General features: G+C 69.0%; 26 protein-coding genes and 1 rRNA gene. 18 read left to right on the top strand and 9 right to left on the bottom strand.

The genetic code is table 11. The features are described from left to right. Positions 1–20 precede the first annotated feature (20 nt). Positions 21–1,313 carry an MFS transporter gene (locus tag DZG09_RS00135; protein ID WP_162893053.1) on the top strand — a complete coding sequence of 431 codons (1,293 nt, stop codon included), beginning with the start codon at positions 21–23 and terminating at the stop codon, positions 1,311–1,313. Positions 1,314–1,709: 396 nt separating this feature from the next. On the opposite strand, the gene DZG09_RS00130 is transcribed toward DZG09_RS00135, so the two are convergent. Then, complete coding sequence (locus DZG09_RS00130) at positions 1,710–2,138, bottom strand: MarR family winged helix-turn-helix transcriptional regulator (RefSeq protein ID WP_119695743.1); 429 nt, start codon at positions 2,136–2,138, stop codon at positions 1,710–1,712. Positions 2,139–2,320: 182 nt separating this feature from the next. Here DZG09_RS00130 and galT point away from each other — a divergent pair, with 182 nt between their 5' ends. The 4 genes from galT to DZG09_RS00110 all read left to right on the top strand — a co-directional run bounded on the left by galT (position 2,321) and on the right by DZG09_RS00110 (position 9,456). Beyond that, positions 2,321–3,421 carry a galactose-1-phosphate uridylyltransferase gene (gene galT, locus DZG09_RS00125; protein ID WP_119697285.1) on the top strand — a complete coding sequence of 367 codons (1,101 nt, stop codon included), beginning with the start codon at positions 2,321–2,323 and terminating at the stop codon, positions 3,419–3,421. Continuing rightward, positions 3,418–4,602, top strand: coding sequence for a galactokinase (gene galK / locus DZG09_RS00120; protein ID WP_119695742.1), 1,185 nt, complete (start codon positions 3,418–3,420; stop codon positions 4,600–4,602). Before galT ends, galK begins: the two co-directional genes overlap by 4 nt. Positions 4,603–4,706: 104 nt before the next feature. Further along, positions 4,707–6,617, top strand: a complete 1,911-nt coding sequence (locus DZG09_RS00115) for a DUF2207 family protein (protein ID WP_240423553.1) — start codon at positions 4,707–4,709, stop codon at positions 6,615–6,617. 424 nt (positions 6,618–7,041) lie between these two features. Beyond that, entirely contained in the window at positions 7,042–9,456 is a 2,415-nt protein-coding gene (locus DZG09_RS00110; protein WP_162893052.1) for an Ig-like domain-containing protein, read from the top strand. Positions 9,457–9,826: 370 nt separating this feature from the next. On the opposite strand, the gene coaBC is transcribed toward DZG09_RS00110, so the two are convergent. After that, positions 9,827–11,035, bottom strand: a complete 1,209-nt coding sequence (gene coaBC, locus DZG09_RS00105; RefSeq protein ID WP_119695740.1) for a bifunctional phosphopantothenoylcysteine decarboxylase/phosphopantothenate--cysteine ligase CoaBC — start codon at positions 11,033–11,035, stop codon at positions 9,827–9,829. Between the two features lie 91 nt (positions 11,036–11,126). On the opposite strand from coaBC, the gene DZG09_RS00100 reads away from it, so the two are divergent. Next, a complete protein-coding gene (locus tag DZG09_RS00100; RefSeq protein ID WP_119695739.1) occupies positions 11,127–11,834 on the top strand; it encodes an NRDE family protein in 708 nt (235 codons plus the stop codon). 148 nt (positions 11,835–11,982) lie between these two features. Here the strand turns inward: DZG09_RS00100 and panB are convergent, their stop codons facing one another. The 6 genes from panB to DZG09_RS00070 form a co-directional block, all read right to left on the bottom strand. Beyond that, entirely contained in the window at positions 11,983–12,846 is an 864-nt protein-coding gene (panB, locus tag DZG09_RS00095; protein ID WP_119695738.1) for a 3-methyl-2-oxobutanoate hydroxymethyltransferase, read from the bottom strand. A 2-nt stretch (positions 12,847–12,848) separates the two neighbouring features. Continuing rightward, the gene (gene panD, locus DZG09_RS00090) at positions 12,849–13,238 is read right to left on the bottom strand and encodes an aspartate 1-decarboxylase (protein WP_119695737.1); all 390 of its coding nucleotides are present in this window, start codon (positions 13,236–13,238) and stop codon (positions 12,849–12,851) included. After that, positions 13,238–14,089 (bottom strand): pantoate--beta-alanine ligase, encoded by an 852-nt coding sequence (panC, locus tag DZG09_RS00085; protein ID WP_119695736.1) that lies wholly within the window; start codon positions 14,087–14,089, stop codon positions 13,238–13,240. The genes panD and panC overlap by 1 nt, the downstream gene beginning before the upstream one ends. Before the next feature lie 91 nt (positions 14,090–14,180). Then, positions 14,181–14,918 (bottom strand): DUF2520 domain-containing protein, encoded by a 738-nt coding sequence (locus tag DZG09_RS00080; protein WP_119695735.1) that lies wholly within the window; start codon positions 14,916–14,918, stop codon positions 14,181–14,183. 511 nt (positions 14,919–15,429) lie between these two features. After that, positions 15,430–16,077: a response regulator transcription factor gene (locus tag DZG09_RS00075; RefSeq protein WP_119695734.1), complete on the bottom strand. Its 648-nt coding sequence runs from the start codon at positions 16,075–16,077 to the stop codon at positions 15,430–15,432. A gap of 36 nt (positions 16,078–16,113) precedes the next feature. Next, positions 16,114–17,433 (bottom strand): sensor histidine kinase, encoded by a 1,320-nt coding sequence (locus DZG09_RS00070; protein ID WP_119695733.1) that lies wholly within the window; start codon positions 17,431–17,433, stop codon positions 16,114–16,116. 143 nt (positions 17,434–17,576) lie between these two features. On the opposite strand from DZG09_RS00070, the gene DZG09_RS00065 reads away from it, so the two are divergent. Continuing rightward, positions 17,577–18,419, top strand: coding sequence for an aldo/keto reductase (locus tag DZG09_RS00065; RefSeq protein WP_119695732.1), 843 nt, complete (start codon positions 17,577–17,579; stop codon positions 18,417–18,419). A 9-nt stretch (positions 18,420–18,428) separates the two neighbouring features. Here the strand turns inward: DZG09_RS00065 and DZG09_RS00060 are convergent, their stop codons facing one another. Then, the gene (locus DZG09_RS00060; protein WP_119695731.1) at positions 18,429–20,615 is read right to left on the bottom strand and encodes an MMPL family transporter; all 2,187 of its coding nucleotides are present in this window, start codon (positions 20,613–20,615) and stop codon (positions 18,429–18,431) included. 208 nt (positions 20,616–20,823) lie between these two features. Between DZG09_RS00060 and DZG09_RS16805 the strand changes: the two genes are divergently transcribed. The 11 genes from DZG09_RS16805 to DZG09_RS00005 form a co-directional block, all read left to right on the top strand. Continuing rightward, complete coding sequence (locus tag DZG09_RS16805) at positions 20,824–21,285, top strand: Asp23/Gls24 family envelope stress response protein (RefSeq protein ID WP_420845862.1); 462 nt, start codon at positions 20,824–20,826, stop codon at positions 21,283–21,285. Next, positions 21,282–21,473, top strand: a complete 192-nt coding sequence (locus tag DZG09_RS00050; RefSeq protein WP_119695729.1) for a hypothetical protein — start codon at positions 21,282–21,284, stop codon at positions 21,471–21,473. The genes DZG09_RS16805 and DZG09_RS00050 overlap by 4 nt, the downstream gene beginning before the upstream one ends. Continuing rightward, positions 21,470–21,796 (top strand): hypothetical protein, encoded by a 327-nt coding sequence (locus tag DZG09_RS00045; RefSeq protein ID WP_119695728.1) that lies wholly within the window; start codon positions 21,470–21,472, stop codon positions 21,794–21,796. The genes DZG09_RS00050 and DZG09_RS00045 overlap by 4 nt, the downstream gene beginning before the upstream one ends. Then, positions 21,793–22,368, top strand: coding sequence for a hypothetical protein (locus tag DZG09_RS00040; RefSeq protein WP_119695727.1), 576 nt, complete (start codon positions 21,793–21,795; stop codon positions 22,366–22,368). The genes DZG09_RS00045 and DZG09_RS00040 overlap by 4 nt, the downstream gene beginning before the upstream one ends. Beyond that, entirely contained in the window at positions 22,365–22,964 is a 600-nt protein-coding gene (locus tag DZG09_RS00035; RefSeq protein ID WP_119695726.1) for a hypothetical protein, read from the top strand. Before DZG09_RS00040 ends, DZG09_RS00035 begins: the two co-directional genes overlap by 4 nt. A 56-nt stretch (positions 22,965–23,020) precedes the next feature. Continuing rightward, the gene (locus tag DZG09_RS00030) at positions 23,021–23,194 is read left to right on the top strand and encodes a CsbD family protein (RefSeq protein ID WP_119695725.1); all 174 of its coding nucleotides are present in this window, start codon (positions 23,021–23,023) and stop codon (positions 23,192–23,194) included. Between the two features lie 103 nt (positions 23,195–23,297). Continuing rightward, a complete protein-coding gene (locus tag DZG09_RS00025; protein ID WP_119695724.1) occupies positions 23,298–23,564 on the top strand; it encodes a GlsB/YeaQ/YmgE family stress response membrane protein in 267 nt (88 codons plus the stop codon). A 110-nt stretch (positions 23,565–23,674) separates the two neighbouring features. After that, positions 23,675–24,241: an RNA polymerase sigma factor gene (locus DZG09_RS00020; protein WP_119697283.1), complete on the top strand. Its 567-nt coding sequence runs from the start codon at positions 23,675–23,677 to the stop codon at positions 24,239–24,241. Next, positions 24,238–24,849 (top strand): Asp23/Gls24 family envelope stress response protein, encoded by a 612-nt coding sequence (locus tag DZG09_RS00015; protein WP_119697282.1) that lies wholly within the window; start codon positions 24,238–24,240, stop codon positions 24,847–24,849. Before DZG09_RS00020 ends, DZG09_RS00015 begins: the two co-directional genes overlap by 4 nt. Continuing rightward, a complete protein-coding gene (locus tag DZG09_RS00010) occupies positions 24,846–25,187 on the top strand; it encodes a hypothetical protein (RefSeq protein WP_205529013.1) in 342 nt (113 codons plus the stop codon). Before DZG09_RS00015 ends, DZG09_RS00010 begins: the two co-directional genes overlap by 4 nt. A gap of 713 nt (positions 25,188–25,900) precedes the next feature. Then, a 16S ribosomal RNA gene (locus tag DZG09_RS00005) occupies positions 25,901–26,001 on the top strand; the annotation flags it as partial.

Genomic DNA, 26,001 nt, shown 5'->3' with positions numbered 1-26,001 from the left:
CTGTTCGAAGGAGAACCCCGATGTCCCGCACGACCGCCTCGACCCGCCACGCATGGTGGGTCGCGTTCCTCGCAGGCATGGTGTCGTATCTCGACGCCGGTGCCATCGTCTCGACCGGCACGGCCCTCGTCATCTACCAGCAGGCGTTCGGCTTCAGCTCCGACCAGTACGGTCAGCTGTCTGCCCTGCTCACGTTCTCCATCGCGGTGGGCGCGGTCGTGGGCGGCAATCTCGGTGACCGGTTCGGGCGGAAGCGGATCTTCATCCTCACCCTCTCCGTCTTCATCCTGGGAGCCGCCCTGCTCGTCGGTGCCCAGGGCACGGCCTGGCTCTACCCCGGCATCGTCCTGCTGGGCTTCGCAGCGGGTGCGGATCTTCCCGTGTCGCTCTCGATGATCGCCGAGGTGGCGCGCGACGCGAACCGCGGCAAGCTGATCTCGTTCTCACACTTCCTCTGGATGGTCGGCATCATCGCCGTCCTCGGGCTCGGTACCGCGTTCGGAAACCTCGGCACCATCGCCGCGCGCATCCTCTACGCCCACCTTCTCGTCGTCGCCGCGGTGGTGCTGGTGCTGCGCCTGCGCCTGCCGGAGTCGCGCGCGTGGGAGAACAGTCGAACGCTCGCCGTCATGGAGCCGGGATCCCGCAGCATCAGCGCCTTCCGCGCTCTCCTCACTCCCCGCTACATCGCCGCACTCGCGGCAACCGCTCTGTTCTACTCGCTGGTCAACATCGCGGCCAACATCAACGGCCAGTTCGGTACCTACCTCTACGTGAACGTCGCGGGCGCGGACGTCTCGACGTCGTCCGCTGTGAGCCTCGTCACCGTCTTCGTCAGCCTGATCGCAGTGTTCTTCATGATGCGCATCGTCGACGGACGCAATCGCATCATGTGGTTCGCGATCATGGCGGGCGTGAGCCTCGTCGCGTTCCTCATCCCTGCTCTCGTCGGCGTCTCTCTCGTGACGCTGGTGATCTTCGGCGTGCTGTACGCAGTCGCCGGTGCGGTCGCAGGCGAGCCGATGTACAAGGTGTGGTCACAGGAGCTCTTCCCGACTGCGCACCGCGCCACCGCGCAGGGCATCACCATCGCGTTCGCACGCGTCTTGGCAGCTCTCGTCGCCCTCGTCACACCCGCGCTGATCGGCGCCGGTGCGTCGATCATCTTCTATGTCATGGCAGGCACCAGTGCCGTCGCGTTCGCGATCGGACTGCTCTGGATCGCGCGGATGCCCAAGGCCACCGACGACGATCCGGCTCTGGACGCCGAGGAAGAGGATGAGGACGACGAGCTGCCAGCTCCGGTCGGGTGATGAACGGGCTGCGGAGTGAAGCGGCGGTTCGCAGAACAGAGCGCACGGTCCGCACGTGCGCTCCCGGCGCGAGCGCGACCTGCTCCTGCGTTCCTGCGTTGCTTCTCGACGGATCGCACAACGAGCACCGCTGGCCGGTAGTCGAGGCACCCGCCCAGCCGAGCCATCGGTCTCGATGCCGGTCATCGCCTGGGAGGCGTCGATCTCAGGGTTGAGGATGACTTTCTAATGTCATGCATCCGGGCGCGCAGGATCTGAGACGGCCTCCGCGTCCGCCAGCGTGATCCGCGCACTCGCCGTCAGCCCGTCAGCCGGCGCGCGAAGCGCAGCGCCGGTTCCAGCCTGATCCGGAGCTTGTCGAGTCCCTTCCAGATGTCGGCCCCGGCGCGGGCGAGTTCACTCTCCGCGAAGCTTGCTGGTCAGTGCGAGCAGGGTCGCGAGCTCGTCATCGCTGAGCACGCTCATCTTCTCGGCGATATGGCGACCGTGCTGCGTTGCGACGGCGCGGAACGCGCGGGCGCCTGCGGCCGTCGCGGTCACCAACGATCCGCGCCCGTCCTCCGGGTCGGAGCACTTCGAGAGCAGGTCCTTCGCGACCATCCGGTCGACGAGGCGGGAGACGCTGGGCTGGCTGATGAGCATCCGGACCGTGACGTCGCGCAGCCTAGCGGTCATCTCCGGTGCCCGTGTCACGGTGAGGAGCACGTCGTACTCCGCCTGGGAGAGCTCGGAGCCGCGGAAGTCGCCCTCGATCGACTCGAAGATCTCGTGCTGGGCACGGAAGAGGCTCTCCCATGCCTCAACGGCAGTTCTGCGATCCGTCACGTATTCAAGAGTATGCGAAGTGCGGTCGTTTCACCCGCTCGATGCCCGGCGTCGCCGGGGAGGTGAGTATGATCGTGTGCGGCCGTAGCCCAATTCGATGAGGAAGCAGCGCTGTGATCGGGAACCCCTCAGCCCCATCCGGAGTCGAGCTCGGGGCGGGGGTCGTGAAGCGACCGACCCGGATGCCCGACGGGCGCGAGCTCATCTACTTCGACGACGTCGATACGCGGCTGCCGCCCGAGCGCCGCGCCGACGAGCGCGCCCTCGACCCGCGGCCGGCGACCGCGTCGATGCGCCGCGACGTGCTCACCGGCGACTGGGTGTCGATCGCCGCTGCGCGCCAGAACCGCGCCCATCTTCCTCCTGCCGACCTCGACCCGCTCGCGCCGCAGACGGCCGCGAACCCGTCGGAGATCCCCGACCAGTACGACGTCGCCGTATTCGAGAACAAGTCGCCGTCGTTCGGCCCCGCGCTCGCCGTGGCCACCGGTGACGCTCCGGCGGGCGAGAAGGCCCCCGGCGACCTCGACGCACCGGGCATCGGCCGCACCTTCACGTCGGTCGGCCGTTGCGAGGTCGTCTGCTTCAGCCCGGAGCGTGCCGGATCCTTCGGCACCCAGTCGCGCTCGCGCGCCCGAACGGTGATCGAGGCGTGGGCCGATCGAACCGCCGCACTGTCGGAGCTGCCCGGTGTGAAGCAGGTCTTCCCGTTCGAGAACCGCGGCGAGGCGATCGGCGTCACACTGCACCACCCGCACGGCCAGATCTACTCGTACCCGTACATCACGCCCCGCACCCAAGCGCTGCTGCGCTCGATCGATCGCGAGGGCGCCGACCTGTTCGACCGGATCCTCGAATTCGAGCAGGCGGGTCCCCGCGTCGTGCTCGAGGCGGAGCACTGGCTCGCCTATGTGCCGTTCGCGGCGCGCTGGCCCGTCGAGGTGCACCTCACGCCGCGTCGCCACGCCGCCGACTTCACCGAGCTCACCTCTGACGAGCGCGACGAGCTCGCCGGGGTCTACCTGCGCCTGCTGCGCGGCGTCGACCGCGTCTACGACACCCCGACGCCGTACATCGCCGCATGGCATCAGGCGCCGGTCGGTGTCGCGCGTGATTCGGCGCGGCTTCACCTCGAGCTGACATCGCCGCGCCGCGCCGCCGACAAGCTGAAGTTCCTCGCAGGCAGCGAGGCCGCGATGGGTGCGTGGATCGGCGACGTGCCGCCGGAGCAGTCGGCCGACCGCCTGCGCGAGGCCGTGGCGCGCGTGGAGGACCCGGCATGAGCGCGATCGACGGCGCCCGCGAGCTGCTCGCCTGGCTCGGCGCTGCGGCACCGATCGGGGTGTGGTCATCGGCCGGACGGGCGAACCTGATCGGCGAGCACACCGACTACAACGAGGGGTTCGTGCTGCCCTTCGCCATCGATCGGCGCACATACGCCGCTGTGGCAGCGCGGGGCGACCGGATCATCCGGGTCGCGTCCACATTCGATCCGGATCCCGTCGAGGTCGATTCCGCGGCGCTGGCCGAGCTGTTCGCGGGGGAGCCGGGCGCCGCCGTCGAGCGCGGCGACGTGCCGGAGTGGGCCGCGTACCCGCTCGGTGTGGCATGGGCCGCGCTGCGCGGGGAGCCTGCACCGCGCGGGCTCGACATCGCGATCGCCTCGGACGTGCCGGTGGGCGCAGGGCTGTCGTCGTCTGCGGCGATCGAGGGCGCGGCTGCTGCGGCGTTCGACGAACTGTGGAGCCTGGGCCTCGCCCCGCTCGAACGGGCCAAGGCAGGGCGCACCGCCGAGAACGAGGCCGTCGGGGCTCCGACCGGAATCATGGATCAGGTGTCGTCGATCATGGGCCGCGCCGACGCGGCGACGTTCCTCGACTGCCGCACGCTCGATGTCGAAACGGTCGACCTCGGCTTCGCGCGCGAAGGCCTCGAGGTGCTCGTGATGGACACCCGCGTCGCGCACTCGCACTCCACGGGCGGCTACCGCGACCGGCGCGACGCCTGCGAACGGGCCGCCGCCGCGATGGGCGTCGCCGCGCTGCGCGACGTCGCGGTGAGCGACCTCGACCGGGCCGCCGAGCTGATGGACGAGGTCACCTTCCGCCGCGCGAGGCATATCGTCACGGAGAACGCGCGCGTGCTCGACACGGTGCGGGCACTGCGCGAGTCGGGGCCGCGTGCGATCGGCGACCTGCTGCTCGCCTCGCACGCCTCGATGCGCGACGACTTCGAGATCTCCGTTCCCGAGCTCGACCTCGCCGTCGACACCGCGATGTCCGCCGGCGCGATCGGGGCCCGGATGACCGGAGGCGGCTTCGGCGGCGCGGCGATCGCACTCATCGACCACGACCGAGTCGACGAGGTCTCATCTCGCGTCGCCGCGGCGTTCGCCGAGGCCGGCTACGGCGCCCCGCGCACCTTCACAGTCCGCCCCTCCGAGGGTGCCCGCCGCGACGCCTGACCCGTTCCCGCGGCTGTGCCTTGACGCCCCGGTGCCGGGGTGCGGTGGCCGGGCGGTTGGATCGGTATCGTGGCGGCACAGGATGAAGGAGAGGAGGCGGCGCGGTGAAGACAGGAGACCCCCGGGCATTCGCCCGACGGGCTGCAGCAGTTCTCGCCGTGACGGTCGGCGCTCTGCTCGGCGTGCTGCTGCCAATGGCGGGTGCAACGGCAGCGAGCCAGCCCGCGTCGGCAACGAGCCCGCCCGCGTCGGCAACGAGCCCGCCCGCGTCCGCGGCGGGCACATCCGGCGCCGGCTCCGCGCTGCCCACCGGCATCCGGCCGGCTTCCGTCGACGACTTCGAGTTCGAGAGCCTGCACGCCGAGTTCGAGCTGTCGCGCGACGACGAGGGCGTCGGCGTCGCCACGGTGACCGAGACCTTCGTCGCGCAGTTCCCCGCCGCGCAGAATCGCGGCATGGTCCGCGCCATACCGCAGAGCTCCTTCGGCGCTCCCACGCACCCGACGATCGTCTCCGTCACCGACGGGCGCGGCGCGGCGCGCGACTATGAGAGCGACTCGGAGGACGGCTATCTCTCGGTCACCTCCGCCGTTCCGGAGGGCGAGTTCGCCGAGGGTGCGCAGACCTACGTCTTCACCTACACGATCGACAACGTCGGGCAGTCGATGGAGAACGGTCTCGACGAGTTCTACTGGGACATCAACGGAGAGGAATGGCTGCAGCCGTTCCACGGGGTGAGCGCGACCGTGACGATCGACGCGGATCTCGCGGCCGAGCTCACCGGTGACGCGCGCTGCTACATCGGCCCGGATGGCGACGAGTGCGGCATCTCGAGCACGGAGGAGCCGGATGGGGCGGTGACCTTCGAGACGGACGCCGTCGCCGCGGCTCCGTACGAGAGCGCGACCGTGGCGATCGGGTTCGCTTCGGGCACTTTCACCCCCTTCGACAGCTCGCCGTTCGCATCGATGTGGGGCTGGGCCGCGCTGGTCGGCGCCCTCGGCTCGGTGGTGACGCTCGGCTGGGCCGTCGTCGCGCGCCGCACGGTGCTGAAGGACTCGCCGGGGCGCCCCACGATCATCGCGGAGTACGATCCTCCGCCAGGCATCGATGCTTTCTCCGCCAGACGGTTCTTCAGCACGGGTCTCGACAAGGCGATCTCCGCCGAGCTCCTCGAACAGGCGATCCGCGGATCGGTGCGGATCATCGAGCATCCCGCGGTCAAGCGCCATAAGCCGAAGCTGGCCGCGGAGCTGGTCGATCCGAGCCGCGCCGACGAGAACGGCACCAGGCTGCTGCGCGCGCTGTTCGGGCCGAACCTCCCCGTCGGTGGGGTCTACTCCTTCGGCAAACAGGACTCACGCCTGTCGAAGGCCGTGACGAAGCTGCACAACGAGACCGCGAAGGAGAGCCGGCGTCTGTACCGCAGGCCGCTTCCGCGCGGGCCGATCTTCGCGGTCGTCTGCGCCGCGATCGCCTCAGCCGTCGTCGCGGTCGTCGGCGGAGTGCTCGCGCTGTCGGGCTACGTGTCGCCTGCGCTCCCTGTGACGGCGCTCGTCGTCGGACTCGTCGTCTCCTTCGCCGCGCTCCTGGTGGTCGCCAAGCATCCGTTCAACGAGGCGGGCGCCGAGGTGCGAGATCACCTCAAGGGCCTCAAGCTGTTCATCGAGTTGGCGGAGGAGGACCGGATCCGCACGCTGCAGTCACCGTCGGGGGCGCAGCGACGCCGCATCGATCCGAACGACCCGCGCCAGCTGCTGCACCTGTACGAGGAGCTGCTTCCGTTCGCCGTCGTGTTCGGCCTCGAGAAGCAGTGGTCCGATCATCTCGCGCTCATGTACACCGACAGCTCACCGTCGTGGTGGGCAGGCGCCGGAGCGTTCCACGCTGCGTCGTTCTCGGCAGGCGTCGGCTCGCTGTCGTCGACGGTGTCGACCTCCAGCTCGTCCGGCGGCTCGACGGGAGGCGGCTCCGGAGGCGGCGGAGGAGGAGGCGGCGGAGGCGGCGGCGTCTGATCAGTGCTCGAACCACTCGCGCCGCTCGCTGAGAGAGCTTCTTGCGCTTCTTCAACGATCCAGTAGCGCTCACAATCACAAAGTTCGCTGGCTCGGCGATGAGCGGTTTCAGTAGCTCGGCGTCTGCTCCCGTGGCGGAGATCCGCGACGGGCACTCGCCAGACGCTTCGGTGTGCGCAGGCCGATGATCGGCTCGTTGATCCCGTTGCCCAGCCGTTGAGCAGCGTATACGCTCCAGAAGGGGAATACAGGGATTCCAGCTCGACGACCCAGATGAGAGAAGACGGCCGTGCGGATTTCAGTGCGACGAATCGCCCGAGTGCTCACCGTCATGGTTGCGGCATCGGCCGTCATCACAGGTGTGGCCGTTCCGCAAGCCGCCGACGCGAGCGCCCTGAGCCCGGCTTCCACATCGAAAGAGGCTATGGCCGAACCGCTCGCCGCGGAGGTTCGGGTGTTCGACATCTGGGAGGAGGCGCACGAACTTCTCGGGCCAGACTGCGTCGATGGGAGCATCGTCGTACCCGGCGACGGCGGCGAGTACGACAACTCCATCGCCGATGCCAGGGTCCAGTGCGACCTCACTCTCGATCTGCGCGGCTTCGGCTGGTTGCCCTCACTGCGCATGATCGTCGAGCCCGGCAAACACCTGACCATCACCAACACCGTCGGGCCCGGCTGCGACATGGACGTCATCACCGATCCCGCAGCCCATCCCGACGCCGAGTGCAGCTGGCTCGAGGCGATCAGCGGTATCGCCGTGCCGTTGGGTGCGAAGCTGACGATCACCGGAGACATCGGTGTGTATGCCCGCGGGTTGGGGCGCGACGCAGCTCTCGGGGGCAGCACCCGCCATGCGAACACCCATGCCGGCGAGATCGAGGTCTCCGGCAATGCGACGGTCCGCGCCCGAGCCGGCGACGGTGCCGCGATCGGCGGCGGCTTCCACAGAGACATCGGCGACGTCCAGGTGAGCGGGAACGGCGGCACGGTCACCATCACCGATCGCGCCTACGTCCTGGCCACCAGCAGCACCATGGTGGAATCCGCAGCAGTGGGCGGATCCAACGGGGGGATCGGCGGCCACCTCGCGCTCGGCCCGGACGCCACGCTGATCGCCGCGGGTGGCGCCACATCGATCGGCGGCACATGGGGCTCAGGGGACGGAATCGCCGTCATCAACGGCACCCTCTACACCCGCACCCCGATCTTCGACGGCGACCTGATCTGGGACGACGGCGAGTTCACCGTCGGCCCGACCGGGCAGATCCTGGGGTCCGTGGAGGACCCGATCGGCGCCGGGCGGATCGCCGGCACCGGCACCATCGTCAACAACGGCGTGGTCGGGCTGACGAATGTGGATCCCCCGAGCATCATCACCAATCACAACTATGACGTGCAGTTCGTGCGGCGCCCGGGCACCATAGACGCCGAGGCGGACGAGGCGCTGACCACCCGGGTGTATGCGCCTGACTTCGGTTCGGGCTACCGCGAGATTCCCGTACCCGAACCTGGTGTGCTCTGGATGACCGAGCCGGACGGCGGCGGGGAAGTCCTCAACGACTCGACGCAGTTGGCGAACCATGCCGGCGACGACGGCATCGTGCGGATCTACGAACACGTCATCGGCACGACAACGTCGCTCGATGCGTCCAGTCCGATCCGCGACTCCGGGCCCGTCGACGGCGAGCCGGTGCGACTGCTCTCGCACACCGCGGGCGAGGAGCGGGTAGGAACCGAGCCCCTCTCCGGCACCGTGACGTTCACTGTGGTGGATGGGGACGGCGTCGCCCGCGACCTCGGCAGCGCGGCGGTGGACATCGCGGGCGTCGCCACGCTCGACACCTCGCTGCCAGCCGGTGACTACACGCTGACGGCGACGTTCGAGAGCGATGAAGCGCGGTATGCCACGTCGACTTCCGATGATCTCCACAGGACCGTGCAGAAGGCACCGGCGCGCGTGGTTGCCCTGGCCGAACCGCCCGACGGCGAATGGGTGTACCCAGGTCCGGTGGAGATCTCGGCGCGGTTCTACGCCGAGATCGACCCGGCCGCTTGCGAAAGCGATCCGGGCAGCGCGCTGTGCCCGGAGATCGAGACCGGCACCGCGACGCGTGCAGGCAAGAGCGTCGAGATCGACGAGGGCCTCGCTCTTTTCGTGGTCTCCGGCGTCGACGCTGGTGAGCACACCGACACCATCGGGTTCGTCGGTGATGATCACCACCTCGATGCATCGGGCACCGCGACCTACGAGGTATCGCGAGCGAGCACCGTGATCGACGTCGACGCAGAGACGAAGACCAACGTAGGCAGTGTGCTTTCCGTGGCTGTCTCCGTGGCCTCCGAGACGGGGTCAGCTGCTTCGCTCCAGGGCACAGTCGAGCTGCGGGGGGACGACGCCAGCGGGGAGCTGCTCGCGCGTGCGACGCTCGACGCCGAAGGCGCCGCACAGTTCGCACCGGTCTTCGACGCGACGGGCACCTACCACCTCGTGGTGGTCTTTACCGGCAGCGACAACTTCTCGCCCGTGACCTCACAGCCCTTCGTCGCCAACGTCGAGCGGGGGGACGCCGAGGAGCCGGGGCCCGACCCCGAGGAGCCGGAGCCCGACCTCGAAGAGCCGGTCGCGCCGGAGCCCGACCCCGAAGAGCCGGTCGCGCCGGACACGGTCGATCTCGGCGAAGAACAGACGCCAGAACTCGGTCAGACCGGTGGTGAAGTGCTCCCCTGGCTCATCCTTGTGATCGTCCTGATCGGCACTGGCATCGCAGCGGTGTTCGCCCCGCGCTCATTCCGACAGCGACGGTTGGATCCGGTTGATCGATCCGGCCCGGCGTAGTCGCTAATGCCCGCGACCTCAAGGGCCTCAAGCTGTTCATCAAGGTCGCGGAAGAAGACAGGATCCGCACGCCGCAGTCCCCGAGCGGAGCTCAGCGCCGCTGCGTCAACTCGAACGACCCGCGTCAGCTGCTGCACCTGTACGAGGAGGTGTTGCCGTTCGCGGTCGTGTTCGGGCTCGAGAAGCAGTGGTTGGTGCATCTCGCCCTGCTGTACGCCGATAGCTCGCCGTCGTGGTGGGCGGCCAGCGGCGCGTTCCACGCGGCGTCGATCTCGTCGGGCGTCGGTACGCTGCCGTCGACGGTGTCGACCTCGAGCTCGTCCGGCGGATCCAGCGGTGGCGGTGTCCGGCGGCTCCGTCCGTCTTCGGCTCAGCGCGAGACGATCGCCTGCACCAGGGCCTCGGCGGTGGCGCGCTTGGTGCCTGAAGCGTCGGCGATGATCCGGTCGTCGGCGCCGACGATGAGCAGACGGTTGTCGTCGCTCTCGAAGCCGGCTTCCCACCCGACCTCGTTCGCCGCGAGCAGGTCGGCGCCCTTGCGGCGGCGCTTGGCGATCGCCCGCTCGGCCAGGCTGATGCCGTCATCCGGGGTCTCGGCGGCGAATCCGACGATCATCTGTCCGGGCCGCCTGGATGCCACGACTCCCGCCAGCACATCCGGAGACTCGACCAGCTCGATCCGCAGCGGCCCCGATGCCTCCTCCTTGCGCAGCTTCTGCTGCGCCACCTCCGGCAGCCGGTAGTCGGCGACGGCGGCAGCCATCACCACCACGTCGGCCGGCGGTGCGGCCTCGGAGACGGCGCGCTCGAGCTCGTCCGTGGTGCTCACGGGCACGACGCGGATCTCTGCGTGCGCCGACGCCTCGGCGAGCACCGACCAGTCGACGTTCGCCGCGATCAGCGTCACCTCGGCGCCCCGCCTCGCAGCAGCAAGGGCGACCTCCGTGCCCTGCTTCCCGCTCGAGCGATTGCCGATGAAGCGCACCGGATCGAGCGGTTCGCGGGTGCCGCCCGCGGTCACGAGCCATGCTCCGGATGCGGCGCCGTCCGTACTCCGGCGCAGCTCGCGGCCGACGGCCTCATGGATCTGCTCCGGCTCCGCCATCCGGCCGGGCCCCGTGTCACCGCCGGTGAGCTCGCCCGACACGGGGCCGACCATGTTCACGCCGCGCGAGGTGAGCGTGTCGACGTTGGCCTGCGTCGCCGGGTGCTGCCACATCTCCGTGTGCATGGCGGGCGCGATCAGCACCGGTGCGGACGTGGCCAGCAGGGTCGTGCCGAGCAGATCGTCGGCCAGACCCGCGGCCATCTTCGCCATCGTGTTCGCGGTCGCCGGCGCGACGACCACCAGATCGGCGCGGTGCCCGAGCGACACGTGCCGCACGCTGGCGACGTCGTCGTGCACGCTCGTGGTCACCGGGTTGCGGCTGATCGCCTCCCACGTCGGCAGGCCGACGAAGCGCAGCGCATCCTCGGTCGGCACCACGTGCACGTCGTGCCCGTCCTTCACCAGCAGGCGCACCAGCTGCACGGTCTTGTACGCGGCGATGCCGCCTGTGACTCCCACGACGACGAACATGGCTCCATTGTGACAGTGCGGGCGCCATCCGGTGCGGGGACGCGAGAGCGCCTGCTTTCCGGCGGAACCTCGTACGCTGGATCCGATACCCATGTGCACCGTCGTCATCCGTGTGCCCGAGACCGTCGGCACCCCCATCAGCCTGCTCGCCGTGCGCGACGAAGATCCTGCTCGCCCCTGGAACCCGCTTGGCCGGTGGTGGCCGGATGATCCGGATGTCGCAGGCGTGCAGGATCGCCTTGCCGGTGGGGCATGGTTGGCGGCCGGACGGGGGAGGCTTGCGGTCACGCTCAACCGCCACGGCGAACCCGACCTCTCGCCGGAGCGCATCGTGTCGCGCGGTTCGCTCGCTCTCGACGCCGCGGCGGGCCGCCCGCAGCCCGCCCCGCACGCCATGCGCGGGTTCAACCTCGTGTCCGTCGCCGAGGGCGCGGCACGAGTGACGTCGTGGGACGGCGACCGGATGACCCAGGAAGAGATCGGCCCCGGCACTCACATGCTGGCGCATCACGACCTCGACGACCCGCGCAGCGAACGCATCGCGGCCTGGCGCGAAGGCTTCGCCGAAGTCGAGCTCGGCGTCGGCGAGGACTGGTACCAACCGTGGATCCGGCTGCTCGAGCGCACCACCGAGGTCGGGCCCACCGACGACCGTGCCATCGTGCGCGACAACCGACCGCTCGGCTACCCGACCCTGTCGACGCTCGCGTGCGTCGCACGCATCGGGTCGGGCGCCGTCGACGTGCGGTACGCAGAGTTCGATGCGCCTGGTGAGTGGTCGCCGCTGCTCTTCGCCTGATGCCCGTCAGGTCGCGCCGAGTGCGAGGCCGTGTCCGCCAGTCGCGGGCATCCGGATCATCCGGCTCGCGAGTTGCGCACTTTTTCGACGAAGAGGCGAGAAAACCGGCGCATCTCGGCGAAAAGTGCGCAGTTCGGCAGCCGGGGCGTCAGCGGGCGGCGAGGAGCTCCTCGAGGCGGGTCTGCTCCTCGGCGGGCATGCCGTAGGTGTGCTCGGGGGCGGGGTAGCCGGATGATCGGACGTCGTCGGTGAACGACGCCACTCCCGCGATCATCCGGTCGCGAAGTGCGTCGTAGCGCTTCACGAACCGAGCCGGTGCGCCGTCGTGGATGCCGAGCAGGTCGTGGAAGACGAGCACCTGGCCGTCGACATCCGCTCCGGCTCCGATGCCGATCACAGGGACGCTCAACTGAAGTGCGATCGCTGCGGCCGCGGCGGCGGGCATCGCCTCGAACACGATCGAGAAGCATCCGGCGTCTTCCAGCGCACGGGCCGCATCGAGCACGGCCAGCGCCTCCTCCGCGGTGCGCCCCCGCGCGCGCAGACCGCCGTCGGACGCGGCGGTCTGCGGCGTCAGGCCGACGTGGCCCATCACGGGGATGCCGGCGCGCACGATCGCCCGTGCCCGCTCGACCGATGACCCTCCGCCCTCGAGCTTGACGGCATCGCATCCTGCCTCCTTCACGAAGCGCTGCGCGGTCGCCACGGCGTCGGCATCCGAGCCTTCGTACGAGCCGAACGGCAGGTCGCCGACCAGCAGAGGGCGGTGCGCGCCGCGGCGCGCGGCCCGGCACAGCACGAGCATCTCGTCGACCGTGACGGGCACCGTGCTGTCGTATCCGAGCACCGTCATCGCGCCGGAGTCGCCCACCAGCACCACGTCGACGCCTGCCGCATCGGCGACGCCCGCGCTGGGGTAGTCGTAGGCGGTCACCATGACGATGCGCTCGCCGTTCGCCTTCATCCCGGCGAGGTCGGCGATGCCGATGCGCTCGCCGTGCGGCGCATGCATGCTCACGCCGACGCTCCGAGCAGCCGGTCGACGGCGTCGTCGACGGTGATGATCTCGTTGCGGCCGCCGACGTGCACGACGCGCGGCTCGTAGCTCTCCATGTCGCGCTCGTCGTACTCGGCGTATGAGACGACGATGATGGTGTCGCCGGAGTGCACCAGTCGAGCCGCCGCGCCGTTGACCTGCATCGCGCCTGAACCCCGCTCGCCGAGAAGCGCGTAGGTCTCGAAGCGGGCGCCGTTGTCGACGTCGAGCACGTGCACCTGCTCGTGCGGCAGGATGTCGGCGGCCTCGAGCAGATCGGGGTCGATCGTGATCGAACCGACGTAGTTCAGGTCGCTGCCGGTGATGGTGGCGCGATGGATCTTGGACTTCAGCATGGTGCGGTGCATCAGCGGTCTCCTTCCAGGATGCGGTTGTCGATGAGGCGCGCCGTGCCGACGCGTGCGGCGACGGCGAGCATGGAACGGTCGCCGATCTCGTCGAGCGCGACCAGGTCGTCCGGGTCCCGCAGCTCGACGTACTCGGGGTCGATGCCCCAGCCGACGAGCACGCCGCGAGCCGCCGCCAGCACGGGCGCCGCGCGGCGCTCACCGGATCGGACGAGTGCCTCGGCGGCGTCGAGGGCGCGATTCAGCGCGGTGGCCCGCTCGCGCGACGCCGCGTCGAGGTAGGCGTTGCGCGAGCTCATCGCGAGACCGTCTGGCTCCCGCACGATCGGGCACGCCTCGATGCGCACCGGAAAGTTCAGATCGCGCACGAGCCGCCGCACGACGACGACCTGCTGCGCGTCCTTCTGACCGAAGTACGCGACATCCGGTGCGACGATGCCGAACAGCTTCGCTACCACCGTGGCGACGCCGTCGAAGTGACCGGGGCCGCGCACCGCACCGCACAGCACATCGGTGATGCCCGAGACATGGATCGTGGTGGCGAAGCCGTCGGGATAGACCTCGCTCGCGGGCGGGACGAACAGGACATCTGCGCCGGCTTCGCGGGCCAGCCGTGCATCGCGCTCCTCGTCGCGCGGATAGGAACCGAGATCCTCGTTCGCGCCGAACTGGGTCGGGTTCACGAACAGCGAGACGACGACGAACTCGTTCTGCGCGCGAGCGGTGCGCATCAGTGAGAGGTGCCCCTCGTGGAAGGCGCCCATCGTCGGCACGAGACTCACCGTGCTGCCGGAGGCCCGCACCTCGGCAACGGTCGCGCGGACTTCTGCGATCGTTCTGATGATCTTCACGCGGCCTCCTCGGTCATCCGGTGGGCGCTGGTGCACATCGCGTCGAACAGTCCGGGTGCATCGGAGGCGTCGGCGACGGCTCTCATGATCCTCATGCGGTCTCCTCCGCCAGGCGCTCGGTGCTGATGCGCATCGCATCGAACAGCTCGACCACGCCTGGCACGTCGGCGATCGCCGCGCGCTGCCGCGCCACGGTGCCGTGGTCGCCGCGCGCGATCGGGCCGGTCAGCGCCGCGGCCCCGTGTTCCGTCCAGTTGTCGACCGTGCGCCGGATGAGCGGTGCGAGCATGCCGCGTGCGTTCTGCTCGTCGATTCCGGCCGCCCCGGCCGCGCGTGCGGCCGCCTGCTCGAGCGTGACGAGGAAGTTCGAGGCGATGCAGCACGCTGCGTGATAGGCGGCCCTGTGCTCATCGGCGATGTCGAACGGCCTGCCGCCGAGCGCCTCGACGAGCATGACGGCCGCCTCCCTGCCTGCAGGAGTGTGGGCCGCGACAGCGCACGCAAGGCCGGTGAAGACATCCGGATGCTCGTCGCCGGTGAAAGTCTGCACCGGATGCAGCCCGAAGTCGACGTCGTCGATCGGCGTCGTTCCCGAGGTGTGGCCGACGATGCGCGCACGCCCGGCGACCGCCGCGGCCGCGTGCGAGATCTCCGCGTCCGTGACGCAGAGCAGGCCGATGTCGGCGTGCGGAACCTGCTCGCCGCGCCCGGCGGGTCCGAACACGTCGACGCCGGCGGCACGGAGAGCGCGGGCGATCGCGCCGCCCAGTCGGCCGTTGCCGATGACGACGACGCGGGGGTCTGCGAGTGCGGGGGAGTGGGTGCTCATGGGGTGCTGCGCGGTCGGTGCGCGCGGGATGAGTATCCAGCCGTCAGCGCACACCACACAAATCCAGGATCAACATGTCAAGTCGATGAGGGTCTATTGTGTGCGTGATGATCACTATGCGCTTGACCTGATTTTCATTCTGCTCCCGCGCTCCTCGCGCCATCCGTTCCGGCATCGCAGCAGGGCGGTCTCGCGCTCGTCTGCGTCGAACGCGGCTATAACGAGCTCATAAGCCGCGCAAGGCGCAGATGAGACGCCGCGCGGCTCTCGCTGCGGCGCACAGCAGAAGGGGCCGGGTGGAGAGATTCTCCGCCCGGCCCCTCGTCCCTTGCACCAAGAGTGTCCTGCAATCACATGTCGGTCGCCGCCACAGCAAAACGGCTTCCGTGGTTCCCACTGTATAACGGAGGAGTAACGCTTGTCACGCACTTTCGTTATTTTTCTGTGACATTCATCTCTCGTTCATCGAAGACGTTCAGGTTCTCGCCGCTGAGCGCCGTGCGTCGCTGCCTCAGGCCAGCCCGGCGTCGCGGGCGATCACCGCCGCGCGCATCCGGCTCGGGGCGCCGAGCTTGCTGAGCACGTTCGACACGTGGCTCTTCGCGGTCGGCTCCGAGACGAACAGCGTCGCCGCGATCTGCGCGTTCGAGAGTCCCTGGCCGAGGGCGCCGAGCACCTCCCGTTCGCGCGGAGTGAGGCGCTCGATCTGCGTGGTCGCATCGGACGCGGGGTCCTGTCTGCTCGATGCGCTTCGCGCGTGCTCCAACACGCGCCGCGTGACCTCGGGGGAGAGCACGCCTTCGCCCGCCGCGACCCTCCGTACGCCGTCGATGATGTCGTCGGCCTCTGCTGTCTTCAGCAGGTAGCCGGCAGCTCCCGCAGCCAGTGCGCCGTCGACGTAGTCGTCGATCGCGAACGTGGTCAGCACCAGCACGGGGATCTGCAGCTGGGTGAGCTCCTCGGTCGCCGCGATCCCGTCGACGTGCGGCATTCGCACATCTATCAGCACGACATCCGGTGCGAGCGCGCGGGCCTGCGAGACCGCGATGTGTCCATCGGCGGCCTCACCCACCACCTCGATATCGTCCGAGGTTTCGAGAACCGCCCTCACACCCGCCCGTACGGCGGCGTGGTCGTCTGCGATGAGAACACGGATCACAGCTGCTCCTTCTGAATCGATGCGCCGTGGCGGCGGTCAATCGGCACGGTCGGTGTCCAGCGGAATCTCGACCCGCACGCGCCAGCGGCCGTCCTCCGCGCCGATGCGCCCGGAGCCCCCGAGCGTGAGCCAGCGCGTGGCCATCAGCTCGGTGCCGAGCCCGGCCCCCCGGGCATGCTCCGGGCGGGATGGGAGGGGATTGTCGATCGTGATGCCGATCGTCCGGTCTCCTCGGTCGAATCGCACGTCGATCGGCGCGCCCGGTGCATGCTTCGCCGCGTTCGCGATCGCTTCGCGACCTATGCGCTCCAGCGCGTTCGAGACGGGCGCCGACAGCGTGCCGGGGTCGCCGACGAGCGTCAGCTCGGCACCGAACGCCTCCGCCTGGGTGCGCATGGCCGCTCGCGGGTCGTGGCATGCTGAGGCGTCGACGGCTCCGGATATCCGGTCCGGACCAGCATCGCCGGATGAGGCAGGGAGGGCGCCGCTTCCTGCTTCTGCGCGCCCGTCCGGCTCATCCGGGACCTCAACCGCTGAGCCGTCGTCGGCGCGATCCTGGGCGAGCACGCCGATCAGCTGGTGCAGCTCGCTGAGCGCCTCGTGGCTGGAGGCGCGCATCGCCGTCACGGCGCGCGTGAGGCCGGGGTCGTCGACGCGCGACGACATCGCGGATGCCTGCAGTGAGATGGCCGTCAGCCTCGCGGCGATCTCGTCGTGCAGCTCCCCGGCGACCTCCGTGCGCTCCGCCCGCACGGCGGCGGCCCGCTCCGCTTCGGCGGCGCGCGCGATCGCGTCGGCACGGTCCTTCTCCGCCTTCAGCAGCTCGTCGCGCTGGCGCACGGCGGTCCCCGACAGCAGGGGGCCGCCGTTGAGGAGCGCGATGGCGATGATGATGGCGGTGGCCTCGCTCGCGCTCTCAGCGCTGAGCACAGGACGAGCCTGCACGACGCCGGTTGCGAACGCGCACGCGTACACGACGACACGACCGGACGGAGAGGCATACAGCATCGCTGCGTACAGCGCGTCGACCATCGCAAAGGCCGGGAGCACCAGCAGCTGTTCCGAGGCGAGCGCCACGGCGATCATCTGCGCAGCGGCAAGCGCGACCGCCGCCACGGGGAGGCGCCGCTTGGTCATCGCGACCACCACAGAGACGGCCACGATCGGCCACAGCCACGCGATGCCGATCGCGTCGAAGGGCAGCACCCAGGCGCGCACGTCGGGGAAGAACCAGGCAGCCGCTCCCGCGGCGACCAGCAGCATCGCAACCGTGATATCTCCGGCGAGCGAGCGATAGCGCACGCCAGGCAGCACCCACTCGTCGAAGGGGAGTCGCGGGGATCGATCGTTCGGCACGCCTCCATCTCAGCACGTGAGCGCTGCGCGCAGATCATCCGAAGGGACGATCCGTCGTGCCCGCGCGCTTCGGCGCACGCAGCGCCCGGACATCCGCACCCTCGGCCGGTAGGCTCGAAAGCCCGCACGGAAGGACGCTCGCAATGGCAGAACCGATCCGGATCCCCGGTGTGACGCTGAACGATGGCAGCCCGTTCGCTGAGCTGGGGCTCGGCACCTACAAGCTCACCGGCGATGAGGGCATCGCCTCCATCGTCGAGGGGATCGGAGCGGGGTACCGCCTGCTCGACACCGCAGTGAACTACGGCAACGAGCGCGAGGTCGGTGAGGCCGTGCGCCGCAGCGGAATCCCGCGCGACGAAGTGATGGTGACCACGAAGGTCCCCGGTCGCCACCACGGACACGAGGAGGCCATCGCCAGCGGCCGTGAGTCGAACGAGGCTCTCGGCCTCGGGCACATCGACCTGCTGCTGATCCACTGGCCGAACCCGAGTGTGGACAAGTATGTCGACACCTTCCGCGGCATGATCGAGCTGCGGGAGCAGGGCGTTGTGCGCTCGGTCGGAGTGTCGAACTTCACCATCGCGATGCTGGGACGGCTGATCGCCGAGACCGGTGTCACACCGTCCGTGAACCAGATCGAACTGCACCCCTACTTCCCGCAGGCCGAGCTGCGCGCCTTCCATGCCGAGCACGGCATCCGCACTGAGAGCTGGAGTCCGCTGGCGCGCCGCACGGAGCTGCTGCAGGAGGAGTCGCTGCTCGCGCTCGCCGAGAAATACGGCGTCACACCGTCGCAGCTGGTGCTGCGCTGGCACACGCAGCTGGATGCGACGCCGATCCCGAAATCGTCGTCGCCGGATCGGCAGCGCGAGAACGCCGACGTGTTCGGTTTCGATCTCGACCCCGATGACATCCAGCAGATCGCCTCGCTCGAGCGCGGCCGCATCTCCGACGCCGATCCGAACGTCCACGAGGAGATGTAGCGGCCGCAGTCACCGCCGCGACAGCTTCGACGGCCACCAGATCGCGCGGCCGATGTCGTACGAGAGCGCAGGCACCAGGAGCGACCTCACCACGAAGGTGTCGAGCAGCACGCCGAACGCGACGATGAAGGCGATCTGCGCGAGGAAGAGGATCGGAATGATCCCGAGCGCTGCGAAGGTCGCCGCCAGCACGAGCCCGGCCGATGTGATCACGCCGCCCGTGATGGTCAGTCCGCGCAGTACGCCGTCGCGCGTTCCGGATGTGAGCGACTCCTCGCGCACGCGCGTCATCAGGAAGATGTTGTAGTCGATTCCGAGCGCCACGAGGAAGACGAACCCGTACAGCGGCACGGCCGGGTCGGCGCCCGGGAACGCGAAGACGTGCTCGAACACGAGCGCTGAGACGCCGAGCGCCGTGACGAAGGAGAGCACCGTCGTGGCGATCAGCAGCAGCGGCGCGAGGATCGAACGCAGCAGGAGCATCAGGATCAGTGCGATCACGGCGAGCACGACCGGGATGATCAGGTTGCGATCGTGGATCGACGCGTCGTTCGTGTCGATCGCGGTCGCCGTCACACCCCCGACGATCGCACCGGGAACCTGCTCAGACAGTTCGCTCCGGATCTCCCTCACGACGTCCTCTGCCGCCGCCGAGTCCGACGCATCGACGAGCGTGCCCTCGAGCAGCGCATCGCCCTCGACGATCGTCGGCTCGGGAGCCGGGGCATCCGGTACGAGCGAGGCGATGCCGTCGGATGCGACCGGCGCCGTGCCGCTCGGGGAATCGGACGCGACGACCGAAACGGCATCGACGCCGTCGTTCGCCAGCAGCACGTCGGCCGCCTCCTGCAGATCGCCGTCGGGCACGATGACCCGCACCGGAGTTCCCGAGCCGCCTGGAAAGTGCTCGCCGAGCGCGACCTGGCCGTCGCGTGCGGGGGAGGAGCCGAGCACGAGGTCCGACTGCGGCACTCCCGAAGCCTCCAGCTGCGTGGCGCCGACGGCCCCGGCAGCGAGCACCAGCGCTGTGCCGATCCAGACCGCGCGCGGTCGTCGGCGCACGAGCGCCGCCGCCCGCGACCACACGCCCTTCGTCGGCACGGCGGGTTCTGCGGCCACGACCTCCGGTTCGTATCGTGGCCGACGCGGCCAGAACGCCGCACGACCGAACGCGAACAGCATGGCGGGCAGCAGGGTCAGCGCGGCGAGCATCGCGAAGGCGATGCCGATCGCGGCGACGGGCCCGAGCGTGCTGTTCGACTTCAGGTCGCTGAGCAGCAGGCACAGCAGCCCGGCGATCACGGTGCCGCCCGAGGCGAGAACGGGCTCGACGGATGCCCGCAGCGCGCGGGTGGTCGCCACCGCTCTGTCACGGTTGACGCGCAGCTGTTCGCGGAAGCGCGCGACGTAGAGCAGGGAGTAGTCGGTGGCCGCGCCGATGACGAGGATGAACAGGATGCCCTGGGTCTGGCCGCTGAGCAGCAGCACCTCCCACTTCGCCAGCCACCACACAGTCAGCAGCGCGGCGCACAGCGAGAACAGGCTCGTGGCGAGCACGGCGACCGGCAGCAGCAGCGATCGGTATACGAGCACGAGGATGACCAGCACGGCGAGCAGCGCGACGCCGAGCAGCAGGCCGTCGATGCCGGAGAACCCGGCGACGAGGTCGGCGGAGAACCCGGCGGGGCCCGTCACGTACGCCGTGACGCCGTCCGGCAGGCGCTCGTTCACGGCGTCGCTGATCGCCGCGACGGCGTCCGCGATGTCGGCATCTGCTGAGACGGGCACGAAGGCCTGGGCGGCGAGGCCGTCGTCCGAGGCGATCACGGGAGAGACATCGGATGTCACGTCGGGCAGATCGGCGATTGCGGCGACCTCGTCACCGATCGTCGCCAGCTGCTCGTCGGTGAGCGCGGCCTCGCCGACGAACACGGCGATCGCCGGAACGGCATCCGACTCGGTGAACTCCGGCAGGAGCTGCTGCACGCGGGTGGCGTCGGCGGACTCCGGCAGGTAGGCGGTCTGGTCATTGGAGGAGACCTCGTCGACTTTGCCGAAGTAGGGTCCGCCGATTCCGGCTGCCGTCAACCACGCCAGGATCAGCATGGCGGGCAGCAGCACGCGCAGCGGGCCGGAGCGGCGCCTGCGCGGATGCAGCTCGCGACGCGTGCGCGGTGCAGTGTCTTGGACGGCCATGTGCACTCCTCATCGGTCGCGTGCGCGCGGCGGCACGATCGATCCAATCTATTGCCTCGGGCTGTATGCGCACCGCGGTCCGAAGGGCGGTCCGGATCCCCTGCGCGAGTTTGTGACGAATGCGCGACTCATCGCGTCTCATCTGTGTCGCCGGTTGTCGGCGGATCGTGCCTCCGGCGCGAGAAACGGGAACGAAGGGTGGTTCGTCGTGACGAACGAGACAGCGCAGCACGGCAAGGATCGATCGGCGACCGCGGGCGGCACTCCTGCCGGGTCGCACGACGAGCGGCTCGGCGGCAGGACCACGATCGACGACGGCGTCGTGGCGAAGATCGCAGGGCTCGCGGCGCGCGACGTGCCTGGCGTGTACGCGCTCGGCGGCGGAGCATCGCGGATGGTCGGAGCGCTTCGTGAGGCGGTGGGATCGACCGATCTGGCCCAGGGCATCAGCGTCGAGGTAGGCGAGAAGCAGGTCGCTGTCGACGTCACGATCGTGGCCGACTACCCCGTCGAACTGCAGCGCGTGGCCGACGACGTGAGGGCCGCAGTGCATCACGCCATGCAGGAGCTGGTCGGGCTCGAGGTCGCAGAGGTCAACGTGCAGGTGAACGACGTGCACATCCCGTCGGACGACGAGGACGAGGTGTCGCAGGAGACGCGAGTCCGATGAGCGCCACCGGCGTCGGTGCGACTGTCGGAGCGGTCATCGCTCTGACATGGATCGCGCTCGGCTTCTGGGCGTGCGTGCTCGTCTCGGTCACGATGGCTGTCGGGGCGCTCGTCGCCAGGGTCGTCACAGGGCAGCTCGATGTGCGCGCCGTAGCTGCGGCGCTGCGCGGGCGGCGCACCTCGTCATGACCGCCGTCGCCGCCGTCACCGGGTCTCCTGCCCGGCCAGGCACGACAGTGCTGCGCGGGCGTGCGATCGAGCGGATCGCCGCCGCAGTGGTGCGCGACACGGCGGGTGAGGTCGGAGTCGTCGCGCTGCGCGACGATCGGGGCAGGCTGCGCGTCGAGGTGACCGTGCCAGTGCGGTACCCGCGCGGCGATGCCGCCTCGTTGACTGAGCTCGGGGCAGAACTGCAGCAGCGACTCATCTCGGAGATGGGCTCCAAGGCGGACCGGAAGGTGTCGCGAGTCGACGTGAGATTCGTCTCAGCGGCGAAGAGGGCGCGAACATGATCGCAGAGGACGCGGTGTACCGCAGAGTGATCAGACGCGAAACGCACGCGTCGCGCTCCGTGCCCGCCGTGATCTCGGCGCTCGCCGCGGCGATGCTGGCGGCCGCGGCACTCGCCGTCGTGCTGCTGGCCATGGTCGACGCGGCGTTCCGTGCGCAACTTGCGGAGGCTGCGATCACCATCGGTGCGGCATCGCCGTCTCAGGAGACGACTCCCGTCGTGCTCGCAGCGGGCGCGACGGCGGCGATCGCTGGTGCGGTGCTGATCGCGCTGGCCGTGCTGCCGGGGCGCCGCGCGCGCCGCGGCACACGAGGCGAACGGATCGCGCTCCTGGTGGATGACTCCGTGCTGGCCGATGCCGTCGCGGACGCCGTCGCCGCGGCCGCGCGGCTCCCGCGCCCGCGTGTCTCCGTCACGGCGGCTCGTCGGAAGCTCCACGTTTGGCTCACGCCGACGAGCGGGGTCGACGTCGACCCCGGCGTCGCCGCCGAAGCGGCGCGTGCGACGGCGGCGCGACTCGGGGCGGAGCTGAACGTCGCCGTCGCCGTCGCAGACCGAGGGAGGGTCGAATGAACGCCTCGAACCGTCCGCTCGGACGCGCCCTCCTGCTCGTCATCGGGCTGGCGCTCGCCGCATCCGGAGCCCTCTGCGTGGTCTGGGTGACGCGACCTGCCTTCGTCGAACGCTTCGCCGCCGCCGCTGACACGTGGGCGCGCGAGCGCGTCGCTGCGCTCGCCGATCCGGCGGCGTGGGGCGCCGGAATCGCAACGGCCGCAGTGGCGGCATGCGCCGGGCTCGCCGTCGTCATGCTCGTGTGGTTCATCATCTCCCGAGGCGGAGGGCGCACAGCGACCGTGTTCCGTCGCACCGGGCCTGACGGGCGCATCGACGTCGACGCCGGCGTCGCGGATGCAGTGATAACCGAGACGATGCGGCTTCGGAACGACGTGCTCTCCTGCCGTGCCGACGCATACCGCGTTCGCGGTTCGGAAGCCATCCGGTTCGCCGTTCGGCCCCGCAGGGGTGCAGACCTCGGCCGGCTGATCGCAGCGGCCGAGCGGTGCATCGCCGATTGGGACGCGCTGTCAGGATCACGACTTCCCATCGTGCTGCACCTTCAGGGTCGCGGCCGTTGGCAGGCGCTGCGGAGCATGACTCGAGTGGAGTGACCGCAGAGAACGTCTGCCCCGCAACCCCGCGGGGCAGTGAGAGAGAGGAAGAAGCGATGAGCGCTGAAGACAAGATGGCGGCGGCCGCGGACAAGGCCAAGGGCAAGGCCAAGGAAACGGTCGGCCGGATGACCGACGACGAGCGCCTCGAGGCGGAGGGAAAGAAGGACCAGGCCAAGGGCCACCTCCGCGACGCGGCGGAGAACGTCAAGGACACCTTCGACAAGTGACCGTGCGCGCTGGGGGCGACACGCTTGCGCGCCGCCCCCAGCGCGACCGCAATCCCGCATGTCGGGCGGCACCGCCCGCGGCACAGACGAAAGGACGCACATCATGGGCTTTCTCGGATTCCTGCTCCTCGGCCTCATCGCCGGAGCGATCGCGAAGCTGATCATCCCAGGCAAACAGGCAGGAGGGTGGTTCGTGACTCTGCTGCTGGGCGTCGTCGGAGCGCTGCTCGGCGGCTGGCTCGGGAGCCTCATCTTCGACGTCGGGCTGGGGTCGTTCTTCTCCCTCTCGACCTGGCTGCTCGCGATCGGGGGTTCCCAGCTGGTGCTCGTGATCTACGGGGCCATCGCGGGTCGACGTTCGAAGCGGTGACTGCTGAATCGCCGTGAAGGAAAGAGCGAGAGGGACCTCCGATGTCATCATGGCCTCGCGGGTCGGCAGAGCTGCCGACGCGCGAGGCTCTGACGGCGAGGACCGCTGACATGACACAACCGCCTGGTCACGGTGCACTCGACAGCGCCGCGGATCGCATCATCGCGGGGCGAGCCGCTGACGGCGACCCCGATGCCTTCGCCGTGCTGGTGAGGCGCCATGCGCCCTTGATGCGTGCCTACGTCCGGCGAATGCTCCCTGGCACCGCCGACGTCGATGACGTCGTGCAGGAGGCGTTCATCACGGCGTGGGAACGGCTGCCGGAGCTGAACGACCTCAGCAAGGTCAGAAGCTGGCTGATGCGGATCACAGGCAGGAAGGCGACGGATCGGCTGCGATCGTCGCGCCGGCACATCGATATCGATGACGTCGAAGCCGCCGCAGCACCGCACGAGTCACCGTCGCGGGTCGTCGAAGCGCGCGCGGGGGTCGAAGCGCTCTCCGTCGTGTTGGGAGAGCTGCCGCACGCGCAGCGCGAATGCTGGATGCTCCGAGAGATCGGCGGATACAGCTACGACGAGATCGCCGAGCAGTTCGAGCTCTCGGCGTCGACCGTGCGGGGCATGCTCGCGCGAGCCCGCAAGCACATGCTCGTTCGAATGGAGGAGTGGCGATGAGTCACGAGGAGAGAGCGAGGCGGCGCGGACTGCAGCTGGAGCCGGAAGACCTCGCAGGGCACACCATCGAGGAGCTCTCGGACTACCTCGACGCGGGGCGCACGCCGCGTGACCCGTCGATCGAGGAGAACGCCGGATGTCGGATCGCCCTCGAGGCGCTGGAGCGGCTGCACGGGCTGAGCCCGGACCTGCTGGCGACCGACGTCGCGGCGGAGGAGCGCACGGATGAGGGGTGGGTGCAGCGCATCATGTCCCGCATCAGCTTCGAGGCCCGGTCAGGCAGACGGATACCGATCGCTTCGTCGGAGCCCCGAGCGGATCTGGGCATCACTGAGGGAGCGGTGCGAGGGCTGATCAGGTCGGCCGAGCAGTCGATCGACGGTGTGCTCATCGGGCGATGCCGGCTGGACGGAGATGTCACGCGCGTTCACGAGCCGGTGCATGTCACGGTCGAAGCCAGCGTGCCGTACGGCAGAGCGATCCACGACCTCGCCGATCGGCTGCGGGAGAACATCATGGTGCGGTTGCGTTCGCACACGGAGCTGAACATCGTGGCCGTCGACATCACCGTGCGAGACGTGCACGATGAAGAGACTGAGGAGCGATGATGACTGCGGATGCGGACCTCGCGACGAGCGTGGAAGCGGTCGTGCGCTCCCACGATGACGTGATCGCGCTCTATCGAAGCGGTGGCACGCTCGATCGAGTGATCGACGCCGGCGCGCGCGGACTAGGGATCGTACGGGAAGGTGCGCCCCTGGTGGCCGTCTCACGCCGCGACGGCGAGCTGACGGTGCGGATCGCCGTGGGCACCGCTGAGTCGGAACGGGCGCCGAGCACCGCGAGGGCGATCGAGCAGGTGGTGAGGGCGCGCCTGCTCGATCACGGCGAGAACGACGTGATCGTGCATCTGACGATTGCTCATATCACGAGGGGAGAAGGCTGACGGAGCCAGGGCGGAATCGGGCGTCACGCCGTCGACACGCCCGGGCGTCGGACCGGTTTGTGAGGCTGAGGCGATCCGCGTAGTGTTTCTCCTGTCGCCGCCAAGAGGTGAGGTTGAGCCGGAAGGTTCCCATCCCAAGACGACGACACAACCCCATCGAAGAACCTGAAGCAATCGCCGACGGAACAGACGTGGGAGGCTGCTCCTCTCTGGAGGGTCTCGGTTTGCGAGTCCTGGTGAGATGAGTTAGGCTACTGGGGTTGCCTTTCGAAGAGCTTCGGCTCGAGGAAGACGGCCACACGGTTCAGAGAGCATTCAGCTTCGGTTGAATAAACTGAATCAAAAGCCTTTCGGTTTGAAAGTCGATTCAAAATACGAATCACTGAGAATACTGAAGCCAGATGCAAAGCCATTCGAGATGCGGCGTGTTGCTTTTGCAACATGAATACTGATCGAATAGGCTGAGGAAGTTGCCCCGGAGGGCTGCGGCGGGAGTCGCAGGGCTGGGAGCGTCCGTTCCTTGAGAACTCAACAGCGTGCACTTGTCAAATGCCAAATTATCCTCGGCTTGTGTGATTTTTTCACATGGGTTGAGAATTCCTTTGGATCAATTATATATGAATCGTCAGCTTTTTGATGGTTCGTCTTTTTGGTCATGATTGAACTCGCTGCTTTGTCACTGTTTTTTGCGGTGGTGGGGTCGGCAACTGTTTTTTACGGAGAGTTTGATCCTGGCTCAGGATGAACGCTGGCGGCGTGCTTAACACATGCAAGTCGAACGATGAAGCTCCAGCTTGCTGGGGTGGATTAGTGG

Source organism: Microbacterium halotolerans (assembly GCF_003569805.1).
GTDB classification, from domain to species: domain Bacteria; phylum Actinomycetota; class Actinomycetes; order Actinomycetales; family Microbacteriaceae; genus Microbacterium; species Microbacterium halotolerans.
Note: the sequence above shows the minus strand (reverse complement) of the source record. Positions and strands in the feature narration are given on the sequence as shown.